Source organism: Methylobacterium brachiatum, from assembly GCF_020523825.1.
Classification (GTDB): Bacteria; Pseudomonadota; Alphaproteobacteria; order Rhizobiales; family Beijerinckiaceae; genus Methylobacterium; species Methylobacterium brachiatum.
Window position 1 is genome coordinate 114,798 of the sequence record NZ_JAJALK010000009.1, and the last position, 25,806, is coordinate 140,603.

Annotated in this window: 18 protein-coding genes and 2 pseudogenes; 6 read left to right on the top strand and 14 right to left on the bottom strand. The window is 67.5% G+C overall.

Annotated features, from left to right (window positions below; genetic code table 11):
* Positions 1-226 precede the first annotated feature (226 nt).
* The 4 genes from LGR69_RS19830 to LGR69_RS19845 form a co-directional block, all read right to left on the bottom strand.
* The gene (locus LGR69_RS19830) at positions 227-1,288 is read right to left on the bottom strand and encodes an SGNH/GDSL hydrolase family protein (protein ID WP_230367098.1); all 1,062 of its coding nucleotides are present in this window, start codon (positions 1,286-1,288) and stop codon (positions 227-229) included.
* 43 nt (positions 1,289-1,331) lie between these two features.
* On the bottom strand, positions 1,332-2,303 hold the full coding sequence (fcl, locus tag LGR69_RS19835) for a GDP-L-fucose synthase (protein WP_230367099.1): 972 nt from the start codon (positions 2,301-2,303) through the stop codon (positions 1,332-1,334).
* A gap of 252 nt (positions 2,304-2,555) precedes the next feature.
* A complete protein-coding gene (locus LGR69_RS19840; RefSeq protein WP_230367100.1) occupies positions 2,556-3,605 on the bottom strand; it encodes an FkbM family methyltransferase in 1,050 nt (349 codons plus the stop codon).
* 630 nt (positions 3,606-4,235) lie between these two features.
* Complete coding sequence (locus LGR69_RS19845) at positions 4,236-4,835, bottom strand: acyltransferase (protein WP_230367101.1); 600 nt, start codon at positions 4,833-4,835, stop codon at positions 4,236-4,238.
* Positions 4,836-5,440: 605 nt separating this feature from the next.
* On the opposite strand from LGR69_RS19845, the gene LGR69_RS19850 reads away from it, so the two are divergent.
* A complete protein-coding gene (locus LGR69_RS19850; protein ID WP_230367102.1) occupies positions 5,441-6,478 on the top strand; it encodes a hypothetical protein in 1,038 nt (345 codons plus the stop codon).
* A 774-nt stretch (positions 6,479-7,252) separates the two neighbouring features.
* Here LGR69_RS19850 and LGR69_RS19855 read toward each other — a convergent pair.
* The 3 genes from LGR69_RS19855 to LGR69_RS19865 all read right to left on the bottom strand — a co-directional run bounded on the left by LGR69_RS19855 (position 7,253) and on the right by LGR69_RS19865 (position 9,738).
* Positions 7,253-8,494 (bottom strand): capsule biosynthesis protein, encoded by a 1,242-nt coding sequence (locus tag LGR69_RS19855; RefSeq protein WP_230367103.1) that lies wholly within the window; start codon positions 8,492-8,494, stop codon positions 7,253-7,255.
* Between the two features lie 222 nt (positions 8,495-8,716).
* Positions 8,717-9,220 carry a hypothetical protein gene (locus LGR69_RS19860; RefSeq protein ID WP_230367104.1) on the bottom strand — a complete coding sequence of 168 codons (504 nt, stop codon included), beginning with the start codon at positions 9,218-9,220 and terminating at the stop codon, positions 8,717-8,719.
* Between the two features lie 134 nt (positions 9,221-9,354).
* Positions 9,355-9,738 (bottom strand): hypothetical protein, encoded by a 384-nt coding sequence (locus LGR69_RS19865; RefSeq protein WP_230367105.1) that lies wholly within the window; start codon positions 9,736-9,738, stop codon positions 9,355-9,357.
* A gap of 315 nt (positions 9,739-10,053) precedes the next feature.
* On the opposite strand from LGR69_RS19865, the gene LGR69_RS19870 reads away from it, so the two are divergent.
* Positions 10,054-10,848 carry an ABC transporter permease gene (locus tag LGR69_RS19870; protein WP_230367106.1) on the top strand — a complete coding sequence of 265 codons (795 nt, stop codon included), beginning with the start codon at positions 10,054-10,056 and terminating at the stop codon, positions 10,846-10,848.
* A 9-nt stretch (positions 10,849-10,857) separates the two neighbouring features.
* Here the strand turns inward: LGR69_RS19870 and LGR69_RS19875 are convergent.
* Together LGR69_RS19875 and LGR69_RS19880 are read right to left on the bottom strand one after the other, a co-directional pair.
* Positions 10,858-11,211 (bottom strand): annotated as a pseudogene (locus LGR69_RS19875) (IS630 family transposase); the annotation flags it as partial.
* A 797-nt stretch (positions 11,212-12,008) separates the two neighbouring features.
* Entirely contained in the window at positions 12,009-12,998 is a 990-nt protein-coding gene (locus LGR69_RS19880; protein WP_230367184.1) for a hypothetical protein, read from the bottom strand.
* A gap of 1,747 nt (positions 12,999-14,745) precedes the next feature.
* On the opposite strand from LGR69_RS19880, the gene LGR69_RS19885 reads away from it, so the two are divergent.
* Together LGR69_RS19885 and LGR69_RS19890 are read left to right on the top strand one after the other, a co-directional pair.
* Positions 14,746-16,068: a DegT/DnrJ/EryC1/StrS family aminotransferase gene (locus tag LGR69_RS19885; RefSeq protein ID WP_230367107.1), complete on the top strand. Its 1,323-nt coding sequence runs from the start codon at positions 14,746-14,748 to the stop codon at positions 16,066-16,068.
* A 219-nt stretch (positions 16,069-16,287) separates the two neighbouring features.
* Positions 16,288-18,429 carry a tetratricopeptide repeat protein gene (locus LGR69_RS19890; RefSeq protein WP_230367108.1) on the top strand — a complete coding sequence of 714 codons (2,142 nt, stop codon included), beginning with the start codon at positions 16,288-16,290 and terminating at the stop codon, positions 18,427-18,429.
* A 317-nt stretch (positions 18,430-18,746) separates the two neighbouring features.
* On the opposite strand, the gene LGR69_RS19895 is transcribed toward LGR69_RS19890, so the two are convergent.
* From LGR69_RS19895 to LGR69_RS19915, 5 genes are all read right to left on the bottom strand, one after another.
* The gene (locus tag LGR69_RS19895; RefSeq protein WP_230367109.1) at positions 18,747-19,397 is read right to left on the bottom strand and encodes an LbetaH domain-containing protein; all 651 of its coding nucleotides are present in this window, start codon (positions 19,395-19,397) and stop codon (positions 18,747-18,749) included.
* A gap of 280 nt (positions 19,398-19,677) precedes the next feature.
* Positions 19,678-20,850 (bottom strand): aromatic ring-hydroxylating oxygenase subunit alpha, encoded by a 1,173-nt coding sequence (locus LGR69_RS19900; RefSeq protein WP_230367110.1) that lies wholly within the window; start codon positions 20,848-20,850, stop codon positions 19,678-19,680.
* Complete coding sequence (locus LGR69_RS19905; protein ID WP_230367111.1) at positions 20,847-21,608, bottom strand: SDR family NAD(P)-dependent oxidoreductase; 762 nt, start codon at positions 21,606-21,608, stop codon at positions 20,847-20,849. The genes LGR69_RS19900 and LGR69_RS19905 overlap by 4 nt, the downstream gene beginning before the upstream one ends.
* 94 nt (positions 21,609-21,702) lie before the next feature.
* Positions 21,703-22,806, bottom strand: coding sequence for a 3-oxoacyl-ACP synthase III family protein (locus LGR69_RS19910; RefSeq protein WP_230367112.1), 1,104 nt, complete (start codon positions 22,804-22,806; stop codon positions 21,703-21,705).
* Position 22,807: 1 nt separating this feature from the next.
* Positions 22,808-23,041 carry an acyl carrier protein gene (locus LGR69_RS19915; protein ID WP_230367113.1) on the bottom strand — a complete coding sequence of 78 codons (234 nt, stop codon included), beginning with the start codon at positions 23,039-23,041 and terminating at the stop codon, positions 22,808-22,810.
* Positions 23,042-23,543: 502 nt separating this feature from the next.
* Between LGR69_RS19915 and LGR69_RS19920 the strand changes: the two are divergent.
* A pseudogene (locus LGR69_RS19920) lies at positions 23,544-24,724 on the top strand (IS3 family transposase).
* Between the two features lie 54 nt (positions 24,725-24,778).
* Entirely contained in the window at positions 24,779-25,783 is a 1,005-nt protein-coding gene (locus LGR69_RS19925) for an IS481 family transposase (RefSeq protein WP_230367114.1), read from the top strand.
* The last annotated feature ends 23 nt before the right edge of the window (positions 25,784-25,806 follow it).

A 25,806-nucleotide genomic window follows, 5' to 3' on the forward strand; every position in this document is an offset into this window, starting at 1 on the left:
CTGGGATGAAGACACCTGCCGGCGCTGGAACCTCGACCGCACCAGCCATCCTATCACAGCGAGCGCATGATCGGTCGTGGGCCCGGGCGCGGAGCAGGCGGTCCGGTCCCGAGCGCGACGCGCCGAAGCCCACATGCCGTCGGCCGGCTCCCTCACGCGCACGGATCCACCGCGGACGCCGGCATCGCGGACGGCCGATCCGCTCCTCATCAACACAGCCGCTGTATCACCCATATGCCGCTGCCGGCGAACCGGTCTCAGCCTCCGCCCGGTCATCGAGCGCGCCTTGAACCTCCACCAGGAGCCGGTCAGCCATCATTTGCCGGCCCTCCGACGTGACGTGGACGATGTCGGTGAACAGGGGACGGCTCTCCGCCTCGAACATCCGGCTCAAGTCCCGAACCGCGAAGTGTGAGCCCGCACCGCCCTGCGGTTTCAGCCGTTCAAGGACGCCCGCGAAGCGCGTATATTGCCGATCGAGATAGGCCAGGAACTCCTCCGAGGCGGCCCGGGCCTCGTCGCCCACGCGTTCGGATTTCCGGACCACCGTGGGCTGGAGCAGGAAGCGGATCTGCGCACCGACACCGGGCGCGAGGCGGGCGAGGCGCTTCAGCGCGAGCTCGAACTGGCGCACCACCTCCCACTCCCAGGGATCCGACTGCCAGTTCGTCAGCGCCCGCAGGTTGTCGAGCCGGCCGAAGATCAGCGCCTGCAGGCTGTCGTAGGACAGATCCTCGGCCTCCGCATTCACCTTCGTCGTGTTGAAGAAGTAGTCGTACAGGGTTTCCTGGGCGAAGTGATTGTACGGATACCCGGCACGCGGATCGAAGCTCCACGGCTGGAAGATGTCCGTGGCGCCGCCCAGCACGAAGATCACGTCCGGCTGAAGGTCCATCAGCCGGGTGGTGATCAGCGCGATCATCTGGTTCAGACAGGCCGAGGTCGCGCCGAAATTGTAGACCCGGGCGCCCTCGCCGTGGAGGCGCTTCAGCCCGGTCTCCAGGCGGCCCGGGATGGTGTCGGCGAAGACCTGGCCGTCGACCAACGTGCTGTCGCCGACGACGAAGACGCGCAGCGTCTCGGAGGCGGGGCGCGCCTCGGGATGGCTGTCGTTCCGGTAGCCGAGCGCGTCGTAGCGCCAGCCCTGGCCCGCCGCCGACGCGAGCGGCTTGCCGGCGAACTGGGTGTAGGGCGCCGGGAAGCGGATGTTCGAATCGAACGTGTGGAAGTCGCGCAGGAACTTGCGCCGTCGCGCCTGCTCGGCTTCGTCAGGGGCCCGCGGGGCCATGCTGGTTCTCCTGCCCGATTGGGATGTCCTGCCGCGGACGTGATCAGCCGCGCAGCGTGGCGTGGTTCTCGAGGAACCAGCCATAGGTCTGGCGCAGCCCCTGCTCCAGGCCGATCTCCGGCTGCCAGCCCATGGCCCGCAGGCGCGACACGTCCATCAGCTTGCGCGGCGTGCCGTCGGGCTTGGTCGCGTCGAACTCGAGCCGGCCCTCGTAGCCGATCACCCGCGCCAGGGCTTCGGCCAGCTCGCGGATGGTGCAATCCGCGCCGGTGCCGACGTTGATGTGCGACAGGTCCGGCCGGGTGTTGGCCGCGTAGACCGCGTCGTCCAGCTCCATCACGAACACGCTGGCACGGGCCATGTCGTCGACATGCAGGAACTCGCGCATCGCCCGACCCGTGCCCCAGACCGTGACGGAGGCGCTTCCCGCCTGCCTCGCCTCGTGCAGGCGCCGCATCAGCGCCGGCAGGACGTGGGCGTTCTGCGGGTGGAAGTTGTCGTTGGGCCCGTACAGGTTGGTCGGCATCACGCTGCGGTAGCGCCGCCCGTATTGGCGGTTGTAGCTCTCGCACATCTTGATCCCGGCGATCTTGGCGATCGCGTAGGGCTCGTTGGTTGGTTCCAGCAGCCCGGTCAGAAGCGCGTCCTCGCGCATCGGCTGCTCCGCGTGCTTCGGGTAGATGCAGGAGGAGCCCAGGAACAGCAGCCGGTCGACGTCGCTCGTGTGTGCGGCGTGGATGAAATTCGACTGGATCAGCAGGTTCTCGTGGATGAACTCGGCCGGGTAGGTGTTGTTGGCGTGGATCCCGCCGACCTTGGCGGCGGCGAGGTAGACCTGGTCGATGCGGTGCGTGGCGAAGAAGGCCCGGACCGCGGCCTGATCGAGCAGGTCCAACGCCTGCCGATCCGCCGTGAGAATCCGCTCGTAGCCCAGCTCGCGCAGCCGGCGCACGATCGCCGACCCCACCATCCCGCGGTGCCCCGCAACGAAGATGGTCCTGTCCCGCCCGTCCATCACGCGTCCATTCCCCGCGGCAAGTCCAGTTGCCGCCATCCCCTCGTTCCAGCCGACCTCGCCGCACAACCGAGCGCTTTTGTGGCATTCGCGATCGGGGGCGGGTCGTCCCGGGACGACCCGTTCATCCCCGGGGCTGGCAAAGCACCCGGGGCGAACGCGCGGAGGATGACGGATAATCCGCCGTCCAGAGGGGATCGGCGCCAAGCCATGACGGAGCGAGATCGACGGCGCCGGTGGAGGTCGATCGGCTCAGAACACCCGCACCTTGTCGAGGTGCAGGAACGCGCGCTCGGCCAGTTGCAGGCGGACGTACCGGGCGCGCTCGCCCGCGAGCCGAACCTGCAGCGGTCGGCCATCGGCGCCGCCGAACGTGCGGCCGCCCTGATCGTGCACGCACCGCCAGGTCTCGCCGTCATCCGACAGGAGCACGCGCAGGGTCCGCGAGCGCTCCCGGGCGCAATCCATGCGGTTGAACACCCGCACCTCGTTGAGCGCGCGCACGGCCTCCAGATCCACCTGCCACCACGGCGCATCCTCGATGTCGGTGTGGAAGCCCGGCCGCCCGGTCAGCGGACCGTCGACGCCGCCCTGCGGGCCGTTGGCGGCGTCGAAGTACGACCATTCGCACAGGCTGCTCTGCGCCGCCGGCCGGCCCTCGCTCACAACCCCGTCGTACTCCGGCATGCTGACCGCGGGCTTCGGCCGACAGTAGAACGCCTCGCCGTGGCCGGCGGCGTCGAGGTTGAGCCAGCGCAGACGCAGGTCGAAGCCGCGCAGGAACCCCGTGACCTCGTCCAACGTGCAGCCACCTTCGTAGAGCGGCGACTCGCTCACCTCGATGTAAACCCCGTCCAGAGCCGGGAGGGTCTGCGTGGCCCCCTGCAGCACCCGCAGATCGGAGCCCTGCGCATCGATCACCAGGAGATTGGGCACCCGGCCCGGGCTGTGCTCGGCGACGATCCGGTCGACGGTGGTCGTCACCATCCGCTGCGCACCGGTATAGACGATGTCAGGATGGTGATCGGCATGTGCGCCCAGCGCGAGCAGGCTGGAGGACTGGCCGCCGTTGCTGGCGACGTTGAACATGACCTCCTCGCCCGTGCGCTCGGCACAGACCGCCCGGATCGCCCGGTGGAACGGCATCCCGGCGAGGTTGGCCTCCAGGATCGCGAACGCTCCGTCCACCGGCTCGACGTACAGGCACGGGCTCGCGCCGTTGGCCGCGTAATCGTGCCGTTCCTGCCCCTCGTTGGCCCCGACGTGGAGGATGCTCTCCACCCAGTGGCCCGCGCGATTCATCTGTTCCAAGGCATCCAGCATAGATCACTCACAGTGGTAGATGGCGACGTCGATCGCGCCCAACGACTCCGACGGCGCCAGCGCCCGGGCGGGGGTGATCGAGCTCGTCGTGACGCGTCCGCGGCACCGCTGGCCGACGCTGGGGGCGCGCTCTCGGCCGCGAGAGGTGTCGCGGCAATGGGGCAAGCGCAAGGCCGGTCCCGGATCGGGCGCCCGAGCGCCGGCATCCCGCCGGTAGGCGCGGATTGAGCGCGGGGGTGACTCCGGGCGTAGGCAAACGCATGCCACGCGCCCGGCCGGGAGCCAGTAGCCCGCCGGTGTCGGCCCTGGGTGCGCCGGCGCTCGACCAGCCGGCTCTCGTCCTCGGCAGCGCGGCGAGGGCCGCTGCGGCCGCACAATACTGGCGCTCCCAGCCGGCCAGGGTTCGGGCCGCAAACCCTCGATCGCACTCGACACCGGCCGTGTACGGACCGCCGCCTTTCGCGGAGGGAGCCTCCGATCCCCGGCGACCCGGTCGGAGGCGGGCACGGACGCTTGGACGCGCGGAAGGCCGGTGATGAACGGCCTCCCGCCCGCGCGAGCCTGCCTTTTACCAGATCCGCAGGTCGCGGCGGGGGGAGGCAAGGGGGGTCAGATCAGGTCGTTGCGCCAGGTCACGTCGGTGCGCAGGACCTTGGCCGGGATGCCCCCCACCAGCACGTTACTCGGGAACGTCCCGCTCACCAGGGAATTGGCCGCGGCGATCGAGCCGTCGCCGATCGTCGTGCCTTTCAGGATCGTCGACATGGTCCCGAGCCAGACCCGGTGACCGATGTGGATCGGCCGGGGCGGGTTGACCCGCTCACCGGTGTTCACGTCGACGATCGAGTGCATGTCGCTCACCGTGAAGCTCACGCCCCCCGCGATCAGGCAATTGTGGCCTATGGTGATGTCGCGGGGCTCGTGCGCGGCGATCGAGGCGTCCCCGACGAAAGCCGTGTGCTCGCCGATGATCAATTTCGAGGTCGCGAGCAGGTAGACCCGGAGGGTCTCTAGACGGACGTGGTCGCCCACGTGGACCGTCCCGTGCGATCGGCACAGGATCGACAGGCCGTTGCAATGCGATCCACGCCCGATCATGACGTGGTTGTGGTGCCCCTCGAAGGTGATCGTCCCGCCATAGGCCTCTAGAAAACCCTCCGGCGCATCGACCTGATTGTTTGCGCCGCGGTCGTCGATCGTGACAGGCATATCTCTGGGGTACCCCGGTCTATAGATCATCTCGGACTGGAGCCGACGCCGCACAGATGCGCGCGGATCGGCGGCGCCCGCAAGCCCCGAGCGGCGCCACGTCTGCTACGCCAGAGGGCGGTTGGAGGCCACCCACGCCGGCCCGCTCAGATGCGTCCGACGCTTGCGCCGTCGCGCGGCCGCAGCGCGACGGGTCCGACCCACCGAGCCGCGCGCCACCGCGCCACGACGGTGTGGACGCCATCCCGCCGACAAGGGTCGGCTCCCCCCGGTCGCGCTCGTCGCGCCACCACACTCGATCCTCACCCTCGCCCCGCCGGCTTCATGCGGCCAGCGCGGCGCAGAGGGCGATGCGCGCCGATCCCCGGCGCTGGACGCTCCGCCATCACCCCCGCCCTGGTCTCGGGCGAGAAGGCGCCCGGTTTGCGCCGCCCCGGATCCGCGCCGGGACCCATTCGGGGCCGGCTCAGTGCGAACCCAGGTCCCGCTCGGACCGGCGGTAACCGGTTGCGACGGGCGAGGCGTATTTCATGCGTGACTCATCCCCGGTTGCGGCTAGAGAAACCGCACCGTTCCCCGCTCGCGCCGCTGAGGATGTCGTGCTCATGGCCTCGATCCCGACCCTTGAGACGCAACGCAACAGATTCAAGCATCACGTCCCCTATTTCGACGCGCGCCTGCGGAGGCCTACCCCGTACGCGCAGTTCACCGGCGAGCCACACTACAAGCTCGACCAGCATTGCATGCCCTACGACGCGTTGGGGTTTCTCAATCCCGTGGCGGCGGGTCCGCGCGAGAACCCGGATGAGGTGCGGATCTTCGTCGTCGGCGACAGCACGATGAACGTGGGCATCCAGTGGCTCGACCTGATCGCCGGCCGGATCGAGGACATCTTCCACCACGCCGGATCAGGGCACGTGAAAGCGTATAATTTTGGCGTCACATCGTCCTGCACCGAGCAGATGACGAGCCTCATCTTCGCGCGTCTTCTGGATCTCGACCCCGACGCGTTGGTGGTCGTCAGCGGCGCCACCGACGCCTTCCAGCCGCTGACATACGATCCTCGGCCGGGCCACCCATACAACAGCTTCGTCACGGAGAGCCTCTACGGCTACTTCTTCGACGCGCACAACGAGGCGGCTTGGCGCGATGGCTTGACCTACGACCAGCTGATCGACCGGGCGTTCGACTATCAAACTCGGCTGAAGCGCGATGTCGATTTCGGAAGCCAAGCGTGGGAGATAGCGATCGCAGATCAGTACAAAGCTTCCATCCGAAAGCTCGCCCGCATCGCGCGCGCCGCAGAGATCCCAGTCCTGTACTTTCTTGAACCAATCGTGGTCCGTAAGGACCGCCCGGGTCAATCTGAGATGAACTTGGCCGCCCCCGAGACGCTGTCCTTGCTGGCCCGACAATATGACCGGTTCGAGGCCCATCTTCACGACCTCGAACAGGACGGTCTGCCCGACAATCTCGAATTGCATGACGCCAGTCGGCTCATCGGCGGTGACGGACCCGGAACCTTCTACGACATCGTCCACTACGATTTCGACGGGCGCGCGACCGTATCGAAGTTCATCGCGCGCCATCTCGAAGGACACGTCGCCCGCCTGAGCGCGAGCCGGAGCGTCAGGCTGCCCTAAGGGGATTCCATCGCTCGCCGATGACGGGACGCGCCGGCGACCACCGGCCCGTTCGATATGGGCACGCAGACCGATAGCGTCCGCCCGCGCCCGCTCGGGTCGCGTGGCGGCGGCCGGGCGGGACCGAGGCGCCGTCTTGAACCGGCGGCAAACCGTGCCGCTGGGCTCAGCACGGGACGCGCGATGCCGCGCGGCATTCGACGCGATGGTCGCCGAAGGCGCCCGTCGCGCTCGGTCGCGAGGGCCCGACGCGGCCTGCAGCCTCCGCGAGCGATCGGTTCCACGGCGACGTCGGGACCGGCGACGGGCGGTTTGATCACGGCACCGAACGGTGTCCCCTCCATCGCACATCGGGGCCGAAGACCCACACAGCAGAGCTGCCGACGGGGCGTCCATGGGCGGGCCCGTCGCCTCCGTCTCCGTCTCGTCTGGCGTTGCGTCCTTCAGATCACCCGGTGACCTACGCGACGCGGTTTCCGGCACTCTCGACGCGGAACCGGTTCCACCCGAGCTCTCGGTGGAGGCGGGCCACGCCGCGCGCGCCATCCCGCTCGGCGCGGGTGCGGCACCTCAGCACCCGGGGCGAGGTGGCGACGGGGATGAACCTTCACCGCGCCCTTCGAACTCGCGTCTCTCCCGGCACAAGCTGGCCGGGCGCGGCGACGTTCAGCCTCCACGGGAAACGTAGCCGAGCGCGTCGGGGTCGGCGATTGCGGTCGTTCCCCGTCTCGGCGCTCGCCCGGGGCGACCCGGTATCCGGTCGCGCGGCACGCTCTAGGCTATCACCTTGCGCGCGAACAATGTCGTGGCGAACAGCGTGGCCGCTCCGGCGGTGATCAGGCTGATCATCAGGATCCGCCGCGGCTCCGTCGAGGACTCGGCCTTCGCCGGCTGCACGATCGCGGCGAACGTCTCCACCTGCTGTGCGGCGACGATGCGGGCCCGCTCGTGGGCTACCCGTACCTGCTCGTAGTACTTCTCCGCGTTCTTACGGCCGTTGTCGAGGGCCTCGAACCGGGTCAGCGCGTCGGAGAGCAAGCGCTTCTGCGCGGGATCACCGCCGGCCAATTGCCGCTCGACCCGGGCGATGTTGTCGTCGAGATCGTTGATACGCTGCTTCAGATCGATGATCTGACGCGATTGCGGACCGAGGTCGCGCTGACCTATCCCGAGCTGGACTGCCAGGTTGATCCGCGAAGATCTCAGATCGCCTATGGTCTTGAGGGCGGCCTCGTTCGACTTCTGGGCGTCGATCACGCCCTCCCGGTTGCGCAGATCGTTCACCGTCCTGCGGGCGTTGATCAGCCGCTGCTCCGCGCCCTGCAATTCGCGGGCGCTCTCGCTCAACGCGTCCTGGCGCGCGGGCGCACTGAGGCCGTTCAGCATCCGCTCGGCCTCACTGAGCACCGCCTCCGCGATGGCGAAGGATTCGGCCGGGTCGAAAGCCTCAACCGATAGGAACATGACACCGGACCCTGATTCGACGTCGATCGTGACCCGACGCTTCCAGTATCGCAGCAACTTCTCGATCGGTTTGTCCGCGTCGAAGCGGGAGAAGTAGTCGATGCTGTCCCGGCTGAACCACGCGCGGATCGGCAGCTTCGCTTCGAGCGCCTCCAGCATCGGGCGGCTGTGGACGTATTCCAGGGTGATCAGGGTATCCTGCGCGATCATCTGGTTCGGCACGCCGGCATTGGTGCCGACCGCGTCCGACGTCGCCTTGTCGGCCGTGCCGATCGTCGGCCGGATCGCGAACCGCGTCTCCGTCACGTAGCGGTCCGAGGCGATGAGCCCGTAGTACACGGCGCCGGCGAGCGTCGGCAGCGCGAAGCACAGCGCGAACAGGATCGGGATCCACGGGTCGGCCTTGACGTGGCTCTGGTAGGACCGAATGCCCGTCCTGTGATCGGCCAGGCCAGGGACCCGCGCGAACTGGCGCAACGCCGAGGCGATCGCCGTCCGCCGCTGAGATGCCGGGACCGGGCTGCCGTCGGTCTCCCGGATGTCGGTCGTCATCAGCAATCCCCCAGTGCTCAGAGCCCGGGAAACGCGCAGTCCGGTTGACCGAACCGCAGCCGCACACGCGTGGCTCCCTCTCGAAGGTCCTCGCATCGGCTAGAGGCGAAAGCGTGTCGGGGGCGAGATCGATCGCATCGCCCGCGGATACCGGTGGCGGATCCGGATCGATCGACCGCGGCGTCGGCGGCCGCCTCGCATGATCTTTCGCGCGGAGCGATCTCAATCCCCCGATTCGCCCGGCTCCTCCGCCCCCGTCTCCTCTCCCGCGTCCTCACTCGCCGCCTCGTCGCGGGGGGAGGGCGCGGCCACGTAGAAGTCGCCCCGGCGCACCGCCTCGCCGCCGGTCACCATCATGCTGAGATACGTGTTCAACGTGTTGGGCGCGACGTCGGGTAGACGTTGCTCGATCTCAGCGTGCGACAAGCCCTGAGGTCCCGTCTCCTCCAACAGCGCTTTCAACCGGCCCTTGGCCGAGTTCGCCCGGGGGCCGCGGCTGCCCCGACCGGCCACCCGCCGGGTGCGGACGGAAACCTCCCCCGCCGGGTCGAGACCGACGGGCCCCGCTTCATCCAGGGCCCCGCCCTCGACGATCGCCGCCAGGGATTTTTCCGCCGTCCGAAGCTTGTTCAGCTCGGTCGTCAGGCGCTCGTAGTCGGCCTGGAGATCGGCTCGCCGTTGCCGCACGTCGGCCAGGGCCTTCGCCAGCGTATCGTCTCCTGCCATCGTCGATTCCCGAACACCACAGCGCGGCAGGGCTTAGGTCATAAGCGGCCCGGGGCGTCAATCGGCTCATGCCCTGCTCAGACGGCCAGCGCGGTCCGGTCTGGAACGATGCGCGCCCGCGCGCCGGGAGGCCGTCAGCGGGAACTGGCACCCGCGGCGCCACCGCTCGATCCGCCCGCGCTCGAACTTGAGAAGGCGTCGTTGCCCGACTGCACGCCGGCCGTGCCGAGTTGAAAGCCGCGGGCGTCGACGCCGTAATTGGGATCGCGCGCCTGCAGTCCCAGCGGGGCCGGGTCGAACGGTTGCACAGTCTCGTATTGCGGTTGACCCCCGGCGAGCGGGCGCGTCACCGCCTCGGCTCGGATCGCGTCCGAGCAGAGCCCCTGGCACACGGGGTGGACGAGATCTGTGGGCTGGCAGATCGGCGTGATCACGCCCCGCACGCAGGCGCAGCGGCACAGCGCCGAGGCGGGGAGGGGGAAGAGCAACAGCGAGCAGGCGAGGAGGAGCGGGCGCATGTCAGGCTGTCCGGGAGATCGTTGCCACGCGCCGACCTGTAGCAAACCTGCGCGCGGACCGCGACTCGGGCTCGACCCCCCGACCGACCGCTCCCTCGTGAGGGCGCTCGCCGGCTCGACTGGTCGGGCGGGGCCCTCGCGACCGTCAGAAAATCGACGGCCGGCGATCGTAGAGGCCGTCGCAGCTCTCGAACGCCCCCGGCAACACCTTCGACGCCTACCTGGCCCGAGGGGACGAAGGGCAGCGTCGGGCCGATCCAACGCACTTTTGCCCAGGTTTACGTCGATGTCTCGCCGACGTCGAGGTTTGGTCCCATGCCCGCATCCATACAGGCTCCTAGCCAACGGAGCCCGCTCGAATCGTATCTGCACGTCCTGCACGCGCTGATCCTGCGCGACATGCGCACCCGTTTCGGCGCCTCGATCTGGGGCTACGGGGTGGTGGTCCTGTGGCCGTGCGTTCACATCTTCATGCTGATCGCGATCTACACGTTTCAGAAAATACCGGCGCCGCTCGGCGACGACCGGGCGTTGTTCTTCGCCACCGGAGCGGTCCCGGTCCTGGTCTTTCAATATGTCTCCCGCGAGGTGATGAAATCGGTGATCATGAACCGACCTTTGACGTACTATCCGCAGGTGAAGCTCTTCGACCTGATCTTCTCCCGCATCCTCGTCGAGATCGTGACCGGATTTCTCGCCCTCTTGGTCGTTAGTTCCGTCCTCCTGATCATAGGGGTCAATCCGATTCCTTCGGCCCCGCTCACGGCGGTGTGCGGCTACGTCGCCGCGATCGGCCTCGGGATCGGCGTCGGCACGATCAACGTCGCCATCATCGGGTTTTTCCCAGGCTGGATGATCGGCTACGCGCTGTTCAGCATCGTCTTGTACATCTCCAGCGGCGTGATGTTCATGCCGAGCTACCTGCCCGAAAAAGTTTATTACTGGATGAAGTTCAATCCCGCCCTGCAAGCCGCGGAGTGGGTCAGGTCGGCCTATTATCCTTACGCGGGACTCCAAATCGACCAGCTTTACGTGATCATGTTCGGGTTCACCGCCACCACCATCGGCTTGTTTCTACTGAAGCACGTGGTCAGCAAGATGCAGGGCTAGTGCATCGACTCAGACGGATGGATTATGGGATCGGCCGACGGCGGCGAGGATGTCGTTGGCCGGTTTGGTCCAGACGAAGGGTCTGGCGCGCCGGTTGTGCTCGGCGATGGCGCGTTCGATTGCCGCCTGCAGGTCGACGACGCCGGTGAACGAGCTGCGTCGCAGCCGACAGCGCGTGAGCGTCGAAAAGAAGCCCGCGACCGCGTTGAGCCAGGGGGCCGAGGTCGTGGTGAAGCGGAAAGTCCAGCGCGGGTGGCGGGCGAGCCAGGCGCGCACCTTCGGGTGCTTGTGGCTGCCGACGTTGCCCAAGATCGCGTGGCTCACCTTGCCGCGTGGAATTGCGGCCTCGGCGACGTGGAGGAACCCGAACCGTCCCGACGCCATGTCCGGGGGGGCACAGCACCCCGCGCCCAAGATGCAACAGGCCGCCCCTGATCCGCCACGGCCCCGTTTTCGAGACATGATCAAGGTTACGAGATCACCGTCCCGTTCACCGGTCCGGGCTCGCCGCCCCTGCAGACGAGATCGGCGCCGGGCGAAGCGCAGGCCGATCCGGGACGCCTCTCACCGGATGACCGCAATCCGGTCGGTGCATCAGCGCGGCCATGAATGCCGCTCAAGCGAAGTCGGGGAAGCCGCGCGGTCAGTGCAGGCCCGTTCGAAGCTGAATCCTCCCACTCTCCGGGGCGATTCCCTGACCTCGCGTGCGGTTGCGCCCGGCCTCGCCCGAGGCCAAGCCGTCAGCGACCAGGTGCGTGACGCGCGTGGAAAACTCTGGCCCGTAACCGCCCATGCTTTGCCGGCGGCGCGTTCGCCCGCGATCTCGACGGTCACGTCCCCGTCACCGCCGCGGCGTCGGCGCGGCACCTTCGCGACAGCGTCCATCCCCGACCACCGCGGCCGTCGCGTCCCGTCGCGCGTCGACGACGTCACCCACCCCGCCCCCTCGCGGGAACAGCCGAGCCCGGCCCTCGCCGCTGGTCAGCCCGTCGGATCGACAGCCCGGGTGTGATCGCGCCATCAGGCGCGGCGCGCGATCACACACCATCCCATGAACGCGAGACAGGCGAAGCCGGTGCGCTCCGAGCGGTACGGGCTCATCCGGATCTACGGCGCGGCACCCGGGGCAGAGTGCGTGATCGGCGACGGGACGGAGAGCCCTACCAGTCGCTCAGCGCGGCTCGCTTCCAGCGATTCGGGGCGATGCAGCGGTACTCGAAGCTCTCGTCCCAAGCGCGCTCGCCCGCAACGCACGGGGCGGAGGACGATGCCGGGATGTGTGGAAGCGTCTCGATCAATCGGCCCACGTAGGCAGCTCCGTCATCAGTGACGCGCAGCATCGGACCGCCGCGCGTCATGTATGTCAGGGTGCTGTCGACGGGGTTGAAACCGAAGAAGCGGCTGAACGTGCCTTCGGCGTTCCCGTCGAGGCCGACCCACTGTCCCGGGGCCAGGAGCACGGCGGCGCCGCTGAACGAACCTCCCGCAAGATCGAGGCCGATGCCGAACGTCGACCCGACATTGGCCGTCGAGAACGCGCGGTCGATGGTTACGCCCGGCCCGGTCGAGACCATGTAGCCGTAAGCCACGTGGCTTCCGGCCTCCCCGCCGGCTCCCGCATGCGCCAGGACCCGTTGCCGATTCGCATCCGGGCCGACCGCGCCGCCGATGTCGAGTTCCACGCCGATGCACGAGGTTGTCGGGTTCGGGATACCGGTCTGATCCACGCAGTTGAAGTTGCCGGCCCAGGTCGTGCCGGTCTCCTCGCCATTGTCCGTGGGCTTCTTCCAGGCCGTGCCGTTCATGGCGACGTTCTGGGCGTTCGCGCTCTTGCGAGCGCGGTTATTCAGCTCAGCCGTGACCACCCACTCGAACCCGGGCGAGACGAAGCTCGTCGTGGTGTTCGCCCAGAAGGCCTTGTAGGTCCACCACGGCTTGCCGCCGCCGGACGTGGTCTCGACGTCGCGATCAACCCGCAGGGTCGCGCGGTCATCGAACTTCGCACCGGAAAAGCTGTTCGCGAGAAAGAGCGGCATTCCTTGAAGCCCCGGCTGGCCGGAATTGGCCACGCTGGCTGTGAAGGGCGGGCTATAGGTCTGCGCCGTGGCCGGACAGGTCAGGCCTGCCAGACCCAGTGCGAGCGAGCCCATCACGGCGGCAGGTCTCCGACGCGGATCGCCCGTTCGCTCACGCCCGCGGACGCGCGCGAACGGAGGAGCAGGGCGAGGCCGAGGATCGCCGTCCAAGCGATGGGGCCCGAGGTCGTCGGGCCGACGGCCCGCCCCTGCCACAGGCCCTCGGTACAGGTGATTGCCGTCTTCACGGTAGGCCATGGCTTACGTCCATCACAGTCGCCCTATGGCCGAAGTTTCGAGCAGGAGAAGCCGTCGAAAGGCAACCTCGTATCGGCCCCCATGGCCCGGCCCCCGATGAGCAACCCTACGCCGGCTGGCGTTGATCGCGCCGCGTGCAAGGCAGCGGACGGGCGCGATCTCGGCCCGACCCGAGCAACCGCTCCCGACGGCGACGGCTTCGGGAAGCCTCTGGGGACCGTTCGCGATCGGGACGTGCGGCGTGTCGGAACGCTCGGCCTGTGGCATCCCGCGCCCGAACGCGTGGACGGCCCGATACGGCGCCAGAGGCAGCACGGGTTCGGACCGAAGTCGCCCTCGCAGCGACCATCGCCGCCACGGCTCCGCGGCGTAACCCGCTGATAGGGCCACCTCACGCCGCGGCAGAACGACGGTCGAGGCGGAAACCGATTCTGGCCGAGCGATGGCTCGCGCGCCTGCGATCGAACCTGCGGCCGGACGAGCGGGCCGAGGAGCGCGTGGATGATCGACCGGGCTCTACGGCATGTTTTGGTGGCGGCCCACGGCGCCGGGCCGACGTCCCGGCGCCGTGGGCCGTCACACCACCTCCGGCTTCGAAGCGCTGGCACGGGGTCTGATACCGACGTCTCCCAAGCGTGGTCACGGGCTCGCCTGAGTGTCCGCGGTTCCGCGCACGGGGATCGCGGATCGGACCGGAAATGGCACGCCCGCACGGACATCACCGGTCGGGAATCGCCCGACGCATTAACCGGCCGTTAGCGTTGATCCGGTCACCTTTCGAACTTGGAAGGGGACGCACAGCATGCTTGAACATTGCAGAGCGTGCATGGATGCGCCCTTTAACGGCAGGAAGAGTGTACGATCAGCACCAGCTCACCGCCGGCTGCCGACCGAGTTCGAGGCGGCGCCGCGCAGCATCCGAGCCTTGCCGGATCCGTCGCCACGACCGGTCGCCGCCGATCGCGGCGTCGTGCGCACCGGCACGGGCTACCCCGATGCTGCCTGAACACGCCCATCGTCGGGCTACGTCGGTCGCTCGCCGCGCCTCAGCCGATACGCGGCTCTGCGGCGTTCGAACCGGCGGTCTCCGCGCGATCCCGGAGCGGCATTCGCGCGGACGAACCGGATGACGGCTACATCTCGCTGGGGGCGCCCCTCGCCCGCCATCAGACCGGAGCTCACGCGCGCGCGCTCACTGTTTGAGCCGAGCCTTATCGTCTTCGCCCCCGAGTGCCGTGACAGGGTCGGTCCCGCGCCGAGGGCGCCCCGGATACCGGAGCTCTGCCACCTAGCGAGGCGCCCCGCCCGGAGGCATCCCTGCCTCGGCTCACGGGCGCGCACGTGGTCGGGTGCGCCCACCTCGACGCCCCACCTGTTCGCGGGCTCGCGAAGCGCCCGGGCCCCATATTCCCGGACCCTGCAGCGATGAGGGGGACGTCTCTCGCGCCGACGGGCGATCCGTCCGGATATGTGCTCCCGGTTTTTCGTAGTGCGTTCGATCTCTCCGTTACGACACACCGGCGGGGCCGACGTGACGCACCCGGCATCTGGACACGGTAGACCGATGGCGTCCAATCGTCTTGACGATCTACCCGTCCCGCCGGCTCAGCCGGTGATATCCGGCGCCCTACACAGTGCCGAGTCGGGACGTGCTCGGCGCCCCCGAAATGCGGCGAGGATCTCTGCCAAGGCCCTCGCGCAAGCCGCACAGCTGGAACGCGACCTCGCACTGGTCCTGGAGACGCCCGGCAAGCCGAGCGAGCGCTTGCCCGGCGATGCTTCAGATGAAGCGGTCTTCGTCACGCGCCCGTTCCTGCCGCCGCTCGAGGAATTCGAGCCGCTGCTGAGGCGGATCTGGCAGACCCGGGTGCTGACGAATGGCGGTCCGTATCACCGCGAACTGGAGGAGCGGCTACGCGACCACCTCGGCGTTCCGGAGATCGCATTGTTCAACAACGCGACCACCGCCCTCATCGTGGCGCTGCGCGCGCTCGGGCTCACGGGAGAGGTTATCACCACGCCCTACTCCTTCGTGGCGACGTCGCACGCACTGTTGTGGAGCGGCCTCACGCCGGTCTTCTCGGACATCGATCCGCACAGTCTCAACCTCGATCCGGCCTCGGTCGAGGCCGCGATCACACCGCGCACGAGTGCGATCCTACCGGTTCATTGCTACGGGCACCCCTGCGACGTCGAGGCGATCGACGACATCGCGCGCAGGCATGGCCTCAAAGTGATCTACGACGCGGCGCACGCCTTCGGCGTGCGCCATCGCGGCGGGAGCGTCCTGAAGCACGGCGACCTGTCCGTCCTCAGTTTTCACGCGACGAAAGTGTTCAACACCTTCGAAGGTGGTGCGATCGTCTGTGCCGACGCAGCGCAGAAGGCGCGGATCGAGAAGCTCAAGAATTTCGGCTTCGACGGTGAGACCTCCGTGATCGAGGTCGGACTCAACGGCAAGATGAGCGAACTCAACGCCGCTCTGGGGCTCGTCCAACTCCGCTACATCGACGCGGCGGTGACTCGCCGAGGCGAGATCGACGCCCTGTACCGAACGGGCCTGCGCGACGTCCGCGGCATTCGCTGCCTTGAACCTGTCCAGAACGAAACGGCCAATTATGCCTACTTTCCGATCCTCGTCGAACCGGATTACCCGGTCACGCGGGACGACCTCGACGCAGCTCTGAAGCGCGAGGGAATCTACCCGCGACGCTACTTCTATCCGTTGATTTCGGATTATCCGATGTATCGGTCACTGCCGAGCGCGGGACGCGACCGCCTGCCGGCGGCGGCGGCGGCGTCCGAGCGCGTCCTCTGCCTTCCGATATTTCCGGATCTCGACGAGGCGGTCGTACGACGCGTGATCCGGCGGATCGCGAACCCGTAAGCGGCACCCAGCTTTGGATCGAGCGGCACGCTTTAGGGATCGTCTCGCACCGAGAGCGCGAAACACCGACGATCGTCGATCTTCCGCGCTCATTCGGTCCTGACATCGATCGTCGCCCGCACGCCGCGCTGCAGCCAGCGTTCCACTGCGGCGCAGCAACCTTCTTCACTGGCTCTTAACCGTGTTGCTGCAACTATCGCGACCTCGGGAGGGCGCGGAATGCTCGATCAATATGGCGGGCGGGCAAGCGGCGCCGCGTCCGGTGGGGCTGCGATGCGCAGCTTGGCCAAGGCACGGGACCATCGGGCCTGCGGACGATTCGACCGGGCCGAATCGACCCTGCGGCGGGTGCTCGGCACCGAGCCCAACCATCCCGAGGCGCATTACGAGCTCGGCCAGATCGCGGCGCGCCACGCCCCCGAGAAGGCCGTGACCCATTTCGTCACGGCCCTGCGGGGCGCGCCCGAACGGCCGAATTACTGGCTCGCCCTGGCCACCGCGCTGCTCGCCGTGGAGCGTTTGCCGGACGCGCGCGCGATCCTGGAGCGCTACAAGGCGCAGAGCTTCGGCCCCGAGGCGCAGCCGCTCAAAGCGGCCTTTCTGGAGAGCACCTTCGCGTCCGCCCAGCTACGCTACGATCGGAGTGAATACCGCTCGGCGGAGGCGCTGCTCGACCTCGTCCTGTTCCTCGACGAGACCCACGCGCACGCCACCTATCTCGCCGGCGTCATCGCGGCTCGGACGAACCGGCCCGAACTGGCCTATGACCTGATCAGCATCGCGCTGTACCGCGAGCCGAAGAACCCTCTGTTCTTCAGCGGCCTCAGCACGGTCCTGACCAATCGCGGCGACTACGACAGCGCCATCTCCGCCCTGGAGAAGGCCCTCGAATTCGATCCCGACCTCGCGATGGCGCATGCCAACATCGCCGGGGTCTATCAGCGCCGGTTCCGGTACGGCGAGGCCCTGCGCCACGCCGAGCGGGCCATCGTGCTGGAGCCAGGCAATGCCGGCGCCCACAGCAACCGCGGCAGCGCGCTGCTGGCCCTCGGGCGCCTGGGCGAGGCCGTGGAGGCGTTCGACCGGGCCCTCGGCCTCGATCCGTCCAAGCTGTTCGTCGCCTCCAACCGCCTGTTCGCCAAGCTCTACGCCGCCGACATCCCGCACGCGGAATACGCCGCCGACGCCCTGGATTACGGCCGCCGCTATGCGGACCCGCTCCTGCGCCGTCGCCCCTTCGCCAATGATCGCGACCCGGAGCGCAAGCTGCGCGTCGGCTTCGTCTCGGGCGATCTCTGCAACCACGCCCTGGTTCGCTTCTTCGAGCCGTATCTGCGTGCCATCGACCGGGACAGCATGTCGGTGCTGGCCTACATGACGCATGCGAGCGAGGACGCGTTCTCGCGGCGGTTGAAGCCGCTGTTCGACGGCTGGCACAATCTCGCGAACCTCGACGACGACGAGGCGGCCGACCGGATCGAGGCCGACGCGATCGACATCCTCGTCGACCTGTCGGGACACAGTGCCGGCAATCGCCTACTGGTGTTCGCGCGCAAGCCCGCCCCCGTCCAAGTCACCTGGATCGGGCATCCCGGCACGACCGGACTGGCCGCGATCGACTATCGTCTCACCGACGCGAACACCGATCCGCTCGGCCTCGCCGAGCCCCTGCATGCCGAGCGTCTATGGCGCCTGCCGCGGGTGAGCGCCACCTATGCCGGCGTCGACAACCTGCCGCCGGTGCGGGAGCGGGCGCCCTTCGAGGATGAAGGCCACATCACCTTCGGCTGCTTCAACCGACTGACCAAGGTCTGCGACGCCGTCCTTACGACCTGGGCGACCATCCTCGAAGCGGTGCCGGAATCCCGGCTGTTCATGGTGGTGGGCGACATCGGGACCCCCGAGGTCCGCGAAGCAGTGGAAACCCGTCTGACCGCGGCCGGGCTGCCGCTCGACCGGGTGATCTTCCAGCCGCGCGTCAACACCGGCTACCACGAGCTCTATCACCGGGTGGATATCGCCCTGGATCCGTACCCGTATAACGGCGGCACGACGAGCTTCGACACCCTGTCGATGGGGGTACCCTTCATCGCCCTCAGCGGAGATCACGCGGCGGCCCGAGTCGCAGCATCGATACTAAGGGTGATCGGCTTGCCGGACCTGGTCGCCGACAGCCAGGACGCCTACGTGGCGATCGCCCGGGATCTGGCGCTCGACCGCGATCGCCTGCGGACAATCCGGGCGGGCTTGCGCGAGCGTCTCCATGCCAGCCCGCTCATGGACCACGCCGGCCTCGCCGCCGATGTCGATGCGGCGTTCCGGGCGATGTGGCGCCAGTGGCTCGCCGCCGAGTGCGCCTAGGCCGGCAAAAGACGGCGATCCAAGCGCGCGATCCGGAGCGCAGCCGCTGCTTCAGCCGCCCCGGTGCGCACATCCGCGCTCGATCACGCGCGGATCTGTAGCTCACGGGCTCGCTCCTCGACGACGGGGGATCCGGTTCGGATGGCCGTAGACCGGCGCGCCGGGCCCCAGGGGATCGCGATCACGCCGACGGCGAAATGGGCAACTAAAGCGGTGAGGCGAATGCGGCTCGGCCGGCACGACGTGCTTTCGCCACGCTGGGTGGCTTGGCTACCGTGACGCGCCGACGGAGTTTTTCCAGGCGACCGCTGAAGCGTTCAATCGCCCCGCGCGCGCAGGGTCTTTGGCGGGAGTACGAACACACTCGCCCCGGGCGCGACCGTACGATACACCACGGCGCGCGCGCCGATCGTCGCGCCATCGCCGACGCTCACCCGCGGCAAGATCGTCGCACCTGAACCGATCATCACGTCCCGCCCTATCGATGCGTGGCCGGTGATGTCGACCAGCGAGCTAATCACTGTGAATTCACCGATCCGGGCGTCGTGGCCGGCGCCGCCGACCGTGTTGAACGTCACGAAGCGCTCGATGACGGTATCCGGACCCGCGGCCGAGTTGGGGCAGAAAATCACACCCTCCCCGAGTTGCGCCGTGCGCACCACGCGCGCGCTCGGATGGATCAGCTCGGTGAACACCCCCCCCCTGGGGGCGAGTTTGCCGTGAACGGCCCGCTTGGCCTTCGGTGTTCCGACTGCCAGCAGAAACCTATCTCCGCGGGCCGGGACGTAGTCCGAGATGGATCCGAGCCAGGGCAAATCGTAATCGAGGCCGGCCAGCGTATCACCGGTGTCGTCGAGGTAGCCGCCGAGCGGCGCGAGGCGTCCGGCCGCGTGCGTCTCGGATGCGCAGAAGTATAGCTCCCGGCAAAAGCCGCCGCCGCCGACCAGGATCACGCGCTCTCTCGACATCGTCGCTCCCACCGGTGGGGCTCCCATCGTCCCCTGGTTAGACTTCTTTCTGACACGGCGGCCGCACGCCCCATCCGGCCGTGGCGCCGACCGCCACCGGTGAGGGGCGTCGGTGATTTGGCGCGCATGACGGCCGGGCTGGAGCCCGGCTGGGTGTGCTACGACCTCGGAGCCCTCGACGCCGAGCGCGGACGGGGCCCGCTTCGTGACATCCGATCGATCGGGCCAGCGTCCGGCCGTCGGCCCCCCGTCCTAGCGGCCTCGGATGCCATCGGGCGCCTCAGCCTCCGTGGCTGGATACCATGCGGTGCCGATAGTGATCGAAGAACGCCGCGATCCGAACCTCGTCTGCCCCGAGCACGCCCGGTTTGCTCGACACCTCCAAGCCGCGCTGCACCGATTCCAGTACGACCTTGTCCTCGGCGATGACGCGACCGGCGATCCCCACTGTTTGCTGATTCAGCATGTCCTGGCGCGCGCGCGCGCCCTCGGAGAGAGCGAGATGGGGCTCGTAGACCCGCGTGCGCAGCACAGTCCGTCGAGCGTCTACCGGAAGCGCTTGCCCGATATAGAAGGTCAGACCTTCCTGCGACGAGACGAAGAGGTTAGGAAAGACGAAGATATGGAAGAACGAATCGTGCGCGTAGGCGCGGTCCGCCAGGTGCGAAAGAATTTTCCGGCGCAGATGCTCACGCCTGATTTCCCTCCGCGGGAAATGACAGCTCGAATGACCATCACTCAAAACCACATCGCGGATTGGGTGATGACCGATCCCGAGGCCGTCGATGAAGCTCTCTGGGTGTACGGCGGCACAATGATAACACTCCAGCACATTCTCGACGAGCAGCTTCCAGTTGCAGTCATGTGGAACGGAGTCGAACTGGATCTCGCCGCCTATGGCATCACCGATCGCCCGTAAGGGGGCTGCGATATCGCCGAGATATTGGTCGAGCGGTGGAGCGGTTCCCGACACGTCGACGAAGACGAAGGCGCCGCAGGTCTCGACCCGGTAGCGGGGCAGACAGAGCCGCTCGCGCGCCTCCGGCGTATCGACGGGAAACTGCTCGCGCTTGGGACGGCCGACCGGGAACCCGGATTGGTCGAAGCTCCACGCATGATAGCCGCACATCAGCGGTCGTCGGCCACGCTCCTGCGTCTGGATCCGATTGAACCGGTGCGTACAGACATTTTGAAAGGCTCGCAGCTCACCCCGAAAGTTCTGCACCACGACGGCGATGCCTGGCAGATCGAGCGTGACGAAGCTGTGATTCTCTGCGAGTTCCGCCGCAGTGCCGACGAACAGCCAACTTTCGGCAAACATCCGCTCCACTTCCCGGCGTAGCACGGCTTCGCAACGGTAGTTCTGCTTGGGCAGAGTCGCGGCCTCGCCCGGTGTGGGTGACCGCTCGTCCGGCGGCACCGTACGGCCGGCCTCGTCGGTCAGCCAGCTCATTTCGCGGTGTATCCGCCGTCGACCGCCAAGCTCTGGCCGGTGATCCAGCGCGATGCGTCACTCATCAGGAAGACCGCGCAATGTCCGATATCCTCCGGCCGCCCGAAGCCGAGCAGGTGGAGATCCCGATAGTTGCCGACCATCTCCTCACTCACGGTCCCCGCGAACGCGTCGTGCATGGCGGTCACTACCGCGCCCGCCGCGATGGCGTTCGCGCGGATGCTGCGCGGCGCCAACTCGATCGCGAGCGCGCGGATCAGGCCACCGATCCCGGCCTTCGCCGCCGAGTAGGCCGCCATGCCGCGACGGCCGCGCGTCGCGGAGACCGAAGACATGAACACCAACGACCCGCCATCGCAGAGCGCCCCCTTGCGCGACGCGGCCCTGGCGACACCAAATGCTCCGAATAAGCCCGCGCCGAACACCTGTTCGAGATGCTGCGCCTTGGTGGTGCGCACCGGTGCGAGCGCGCTCTCGCCCGCGGAATAGAAGACGCCATGAAGCGGGCCGACTGCCGCCACGGTCGTTTTGACCAGAGCGTCGGCGGCATCGACGCTCGATAGGTCGGCGAGAACGATGCGGTGGTTTGTACCGGCCATCGCGGACAGTGTCTCGGCGAGGCGTGCCTCGTTTCGACCGGCGAGCACGACCTCGGCGCCGCACTCGGCCATCTGGATGGCGACCTGGCGTCCGAGGCCCGAAGACGCGCCGGCGACCAGGATGCGGCGATCGGCCAGGCAATCGGGAGCGAAGATCACGGTGTCTGCGCCTTCCGACCGGCCAGAGGCTCGACTGGCGATCGGCTCGACCGGCTACGACCTCGCGCGATCCGCACTCCTGCGCCGAAGAATGTCACAGCGTTACCGTCTCGGCGCACGCCAGCGGGCCCACGGTGAGGGTCGTCGAGGCCCAGGAGTAGCCGACCCCGAACCCGACCAGAGCCAAGCGCATCGCCCGCTCCGATACGGCAGCGGCGAGATCGGTGGTCAAGACCAATGGGATGCTGGCGCTGCTGGTGTTGCCGTAGCGGTCGATGTTGATCGGCAGCCGCCCGGGATCGATCTTCGCCTTCTTGGCGAGATGCTTCAACATGAACGCATTGGCCTGATGCAACACGAAGGCGTCGTAGCCATCGATCGTTTGACCGGCGGCGGCGATCGTGTCGCGGATGAGCGTCGGGATCGCCTTGAGGGTAAAATTAAAGACCTCACCGCCGTCCATGTAGAGGGTATCGGCGGGATAACCGGAGAATTTCGGATGTGTGGAGCAAGACCTGAATGCTCCCCTGGGGACGATCAGATTCTCTGCGCCGCGGCCGTCGGTGCCGAGGATATGGACCGCATCTCCGTCGTCATGGGCCTCTAGCGCCGTCACGGCGCCAGCATCCCCGAACAGCAGCACAGTCGAACGGTCGTCCGGATCGTTCATCACGCTGCTGGTGTCGCCCACGGCGAGAAGGACCCGCTGCGCCGCGCCGGTCTGGATCATCATCATCGCGAGCCACAGGCCGTAGGGATATCCTGAACAGCCGAGCGGCACGTCGAACGCGACGATGCCAGGACGCAAACCCAGTCGGGCCTGCAGGCTGCAGGCGGTGGCAGGCAGGCGGTAGTCGGGCGTCTGAGACACGAACACGAGCGCATCGACGCTGGCTCGATCCCATGCGAGACGGTCGAGTAGCTCGCGCGCGGCCCGCGCGCAGAGGTCAGATGTCGTGACGCCGCCCTCAACCCAGTAGCGGGTGCGCACCCCTGTCATCTTGACCACATCGTCGAGCTTCGAGCCGAACCGAGCAGCGAAATGGCTGTTCTCGATACGCCGCGGCGGCAGACACGAGACGAGGCCGGCGATGCGGGCACGGCTCGTGCGCGCGACCCGACCGCTCGCCGCGGCTGATGTCTCCAGATCCGCCGGGCAGCCTCCGGTCGAGGCCGCCGCTCCGCCAGCGGCGAGCACGCTAAGCCGCCCGAACGGCGCACTCGCGCGCGACGAGGGCGTCGAGGTCCGCGACGGTGGTGCAGGCGGCGAGTGCGTCGGCGCTCACGGTCCTGTCATAGAGGTCATCGATCAGTGCGATCGTCGACACGATCGCCAACGAATCCCAATTGGCGTCTTCGAGTCTGAAGTTCGGTGTCATGTCGGCGACCGCGACCTCGAAGATCTCGGCCAATCCCTCGTGAAAAGCACTCATGCGACCTCTCCGACCCGGCCGGTACCCGGGCGACCGGGACGAGGCCTTTCACACACGCAGTTTCACGAGGAGGCCGCCCGCCGCGACAGGCGGCGCCGACCGGTGATGCACGTGCGCCGCAGCCGTCGGGCCGGTCCGATACTCGTCTCGACTGCAGCGGCGGTCACGCGCCCACCCCGCATGTCCAATACGGTTCGGCTAGGTCAGTTAATTTCGCGTTACCCGCAGCTTCTGCCGATCAGCATCCGCACTGGCGCCGCGACGGCCGATCGCGGAGCTCATGGGTGCTGGAAAGTCGATCAATTGGGCAGCCCGGTCGGGAGGCTCTCGTCGCAACGGACGCTAATCTCATGAAGTCAGCCTTGGCGGTATATTCAGAACCCACAGATCACGCCGCCAACAGCGGTATCTACACGCCCGCCGCGTCCGCGGCCATCGCACTGATCCTCCCCCGCCTTTACGGACACCTCTGATACGTTCCTTGCTGGCGGGAAGGTGTCTGATGTCGAAGGCGAGACGCGAGCTCACCCCGGAGTTCAAACGCGAGGTGGTGGCGCTGCTGGAAAGCGCGGGCGACCATAGATGCAGATCACGGCCGAACTCGGGATCCAACCCTCCATGCTGAGGCAGTGGCGAACGGCCTGATGGGAGGCCCTCCATCGCTGCGCGCAGCCGGATCGCCAGGAACTGCATTCGCGAGCCCGTTGGCTTTCGCCTCTGACTAGGCAGCAGAGATCGCTCGCCTTCGGCGTGAACTCGACCGGACGCGCATGGAGCGCGATGTCCGAGAAAAAGCGATCGGCATCTTCGCGGAGATGCGCAAATGACGTTCGCCTTCATCGAGCAGCATGCGAGCACCTAGCCGGTGCGTCTCATGTGCCGCGTGCTCGGAGTCTCCCCCAGCGGCTACTACCGCTGGCGATCACGTTCCGAGAGCGCCCAAGCGACGTCCAACCGTCAACTCTTCGACGATGTCCGGCGTATCTACACCGGGCATCACAGCCGCTACGACTCGCCTCGGGTGCATGCTGCCCTGCGGGCAGAAGGCCGAACAGTCAGTCGCGGGCGGGTGGAGCGCTTGATGCGCCGTCATGGCATTCGGGCCCTGGCAGGACGTGGATTCCGGCCCTGCATGACCAACAGCCGTCACGACCTGCCGATCGCGGCCAACCTCCTGAAGCAACAGTTCTCGTCGGCGTTGCCCAACACTCTTCGGTCGGCAGATATCACGTACCTGCCGACCGAAGAGTGTTGGCTCTACCTCGCCGCCATCCTCGATCTCGCTACCCGCAAGATCGTCGGCTGGTCGATGCGTGATCACATGCGGACCGAATTTACGTCGGCGGCTCCGATGATGGCCACCCAACAGCAACGACCGGGGCTGGCCTCATCTGCCACTCGGATCGCGGCAGCCAATACGCCGCCGAGGCCTACAGAGCGCAGCTCGTCGGCATGAAGGCGATACCCTCCATGAGCCGGACCGGCTGCTGCTACGATACCCCCCCAATGGAAAGCTTCTTCCATACCCTCAAGGTCGAACTCGTCCACGAGCGACGATGGGCGACCTGGGACGAGGCCCGACGCGACTTGTTCGCCTACATCGAAGGCTACTACAATCGGCAGCGCATCCACTCGACCCTCGGCTACATCACGCCCGAACAAGCCGAACGGAACGCGAGCTAGATGTTTGGTCCCGCTGTGTGGTGGTACGACTGATGCCGCATGGAGGGACGCGCTATGGGACAGGTTCTCCACGGCAGCGCCACGACGCCTGAGACGATCCGTCGGGCAATCCAAGCTCGTCAAGAGAGCGTGAGGGCCGCCGCCAAGCGCTACGGCATCAGCGCCACGACGGTGCAGAAGTGGCGCTCGCGCCAGACCAGTACCGATGCGCGGATGGGACCGAAGGAGCCCCGCTCCAGCGTGCTCAGCGTGGAGGACGAGGCGGTCATCGTCGCCTTCCGGCGGCATACCCTGCTGCCGCTCGACGACTGCCTCTACGCGTTGCAGCCGAGCCTGCCGCACCTGACCCGCTCGTCGCTGCATCGCTGTCTGCAGCGTCACGGCATCAGTCGCCTGCCGGATGTTGACGGCGACACACCCAAGCGCTCGCGCTTCAAGGCCTACCCGATCGGCTACTTCCACATCGACATCGCGCAGGTCAGCACCGAACAGGGCAAGCTACACCTGTTCGTGGCCATCGACCGCACAAGCAAGTTCGCCTTCGTTCAACTGCACGAGAAGGCGACGCAGCGCATCGCGGCAGCCTTTCTACACGATCTGGTCGCCGCCGTGCCGTACACGATCCACACGGTGCTGACGGATAACGGCATCCAGTTCGCCGACAATCGTCCGGTGGACGAGGAGGCCGAGGCCAAAGCGGCGGCCTACTGGGCGACCCAGGATCGGCCGCGCATCTACCGCTGGCATTCGTTCGATTGGGCCTGCGAGCAGACGAAGATCGAGCATCGCCTGACCAAGCCGCGCTGCCCGTGGACGAATGGTCAAGTCGAGCGGATGAACCGAACCATCAAGGACGCCACGGTCCAGCGCTACCATTACGCCAGCCATGACGAGCTCCGGCAGCACCTGCAGCTGTTCGTGGATGCCTACAACTACGGCCGCCGGCTCAAGACCCTACGCGGCCTCACCCCCTACGAGTTCATCTGCCAGACCTGGACGAAAGAGCCCGAACGTTTCAGGCTCGATCCGTCAAACCACATGCCGGGACCGAACATCTAAACCCGCGTCGGTGAAGGCGGGGG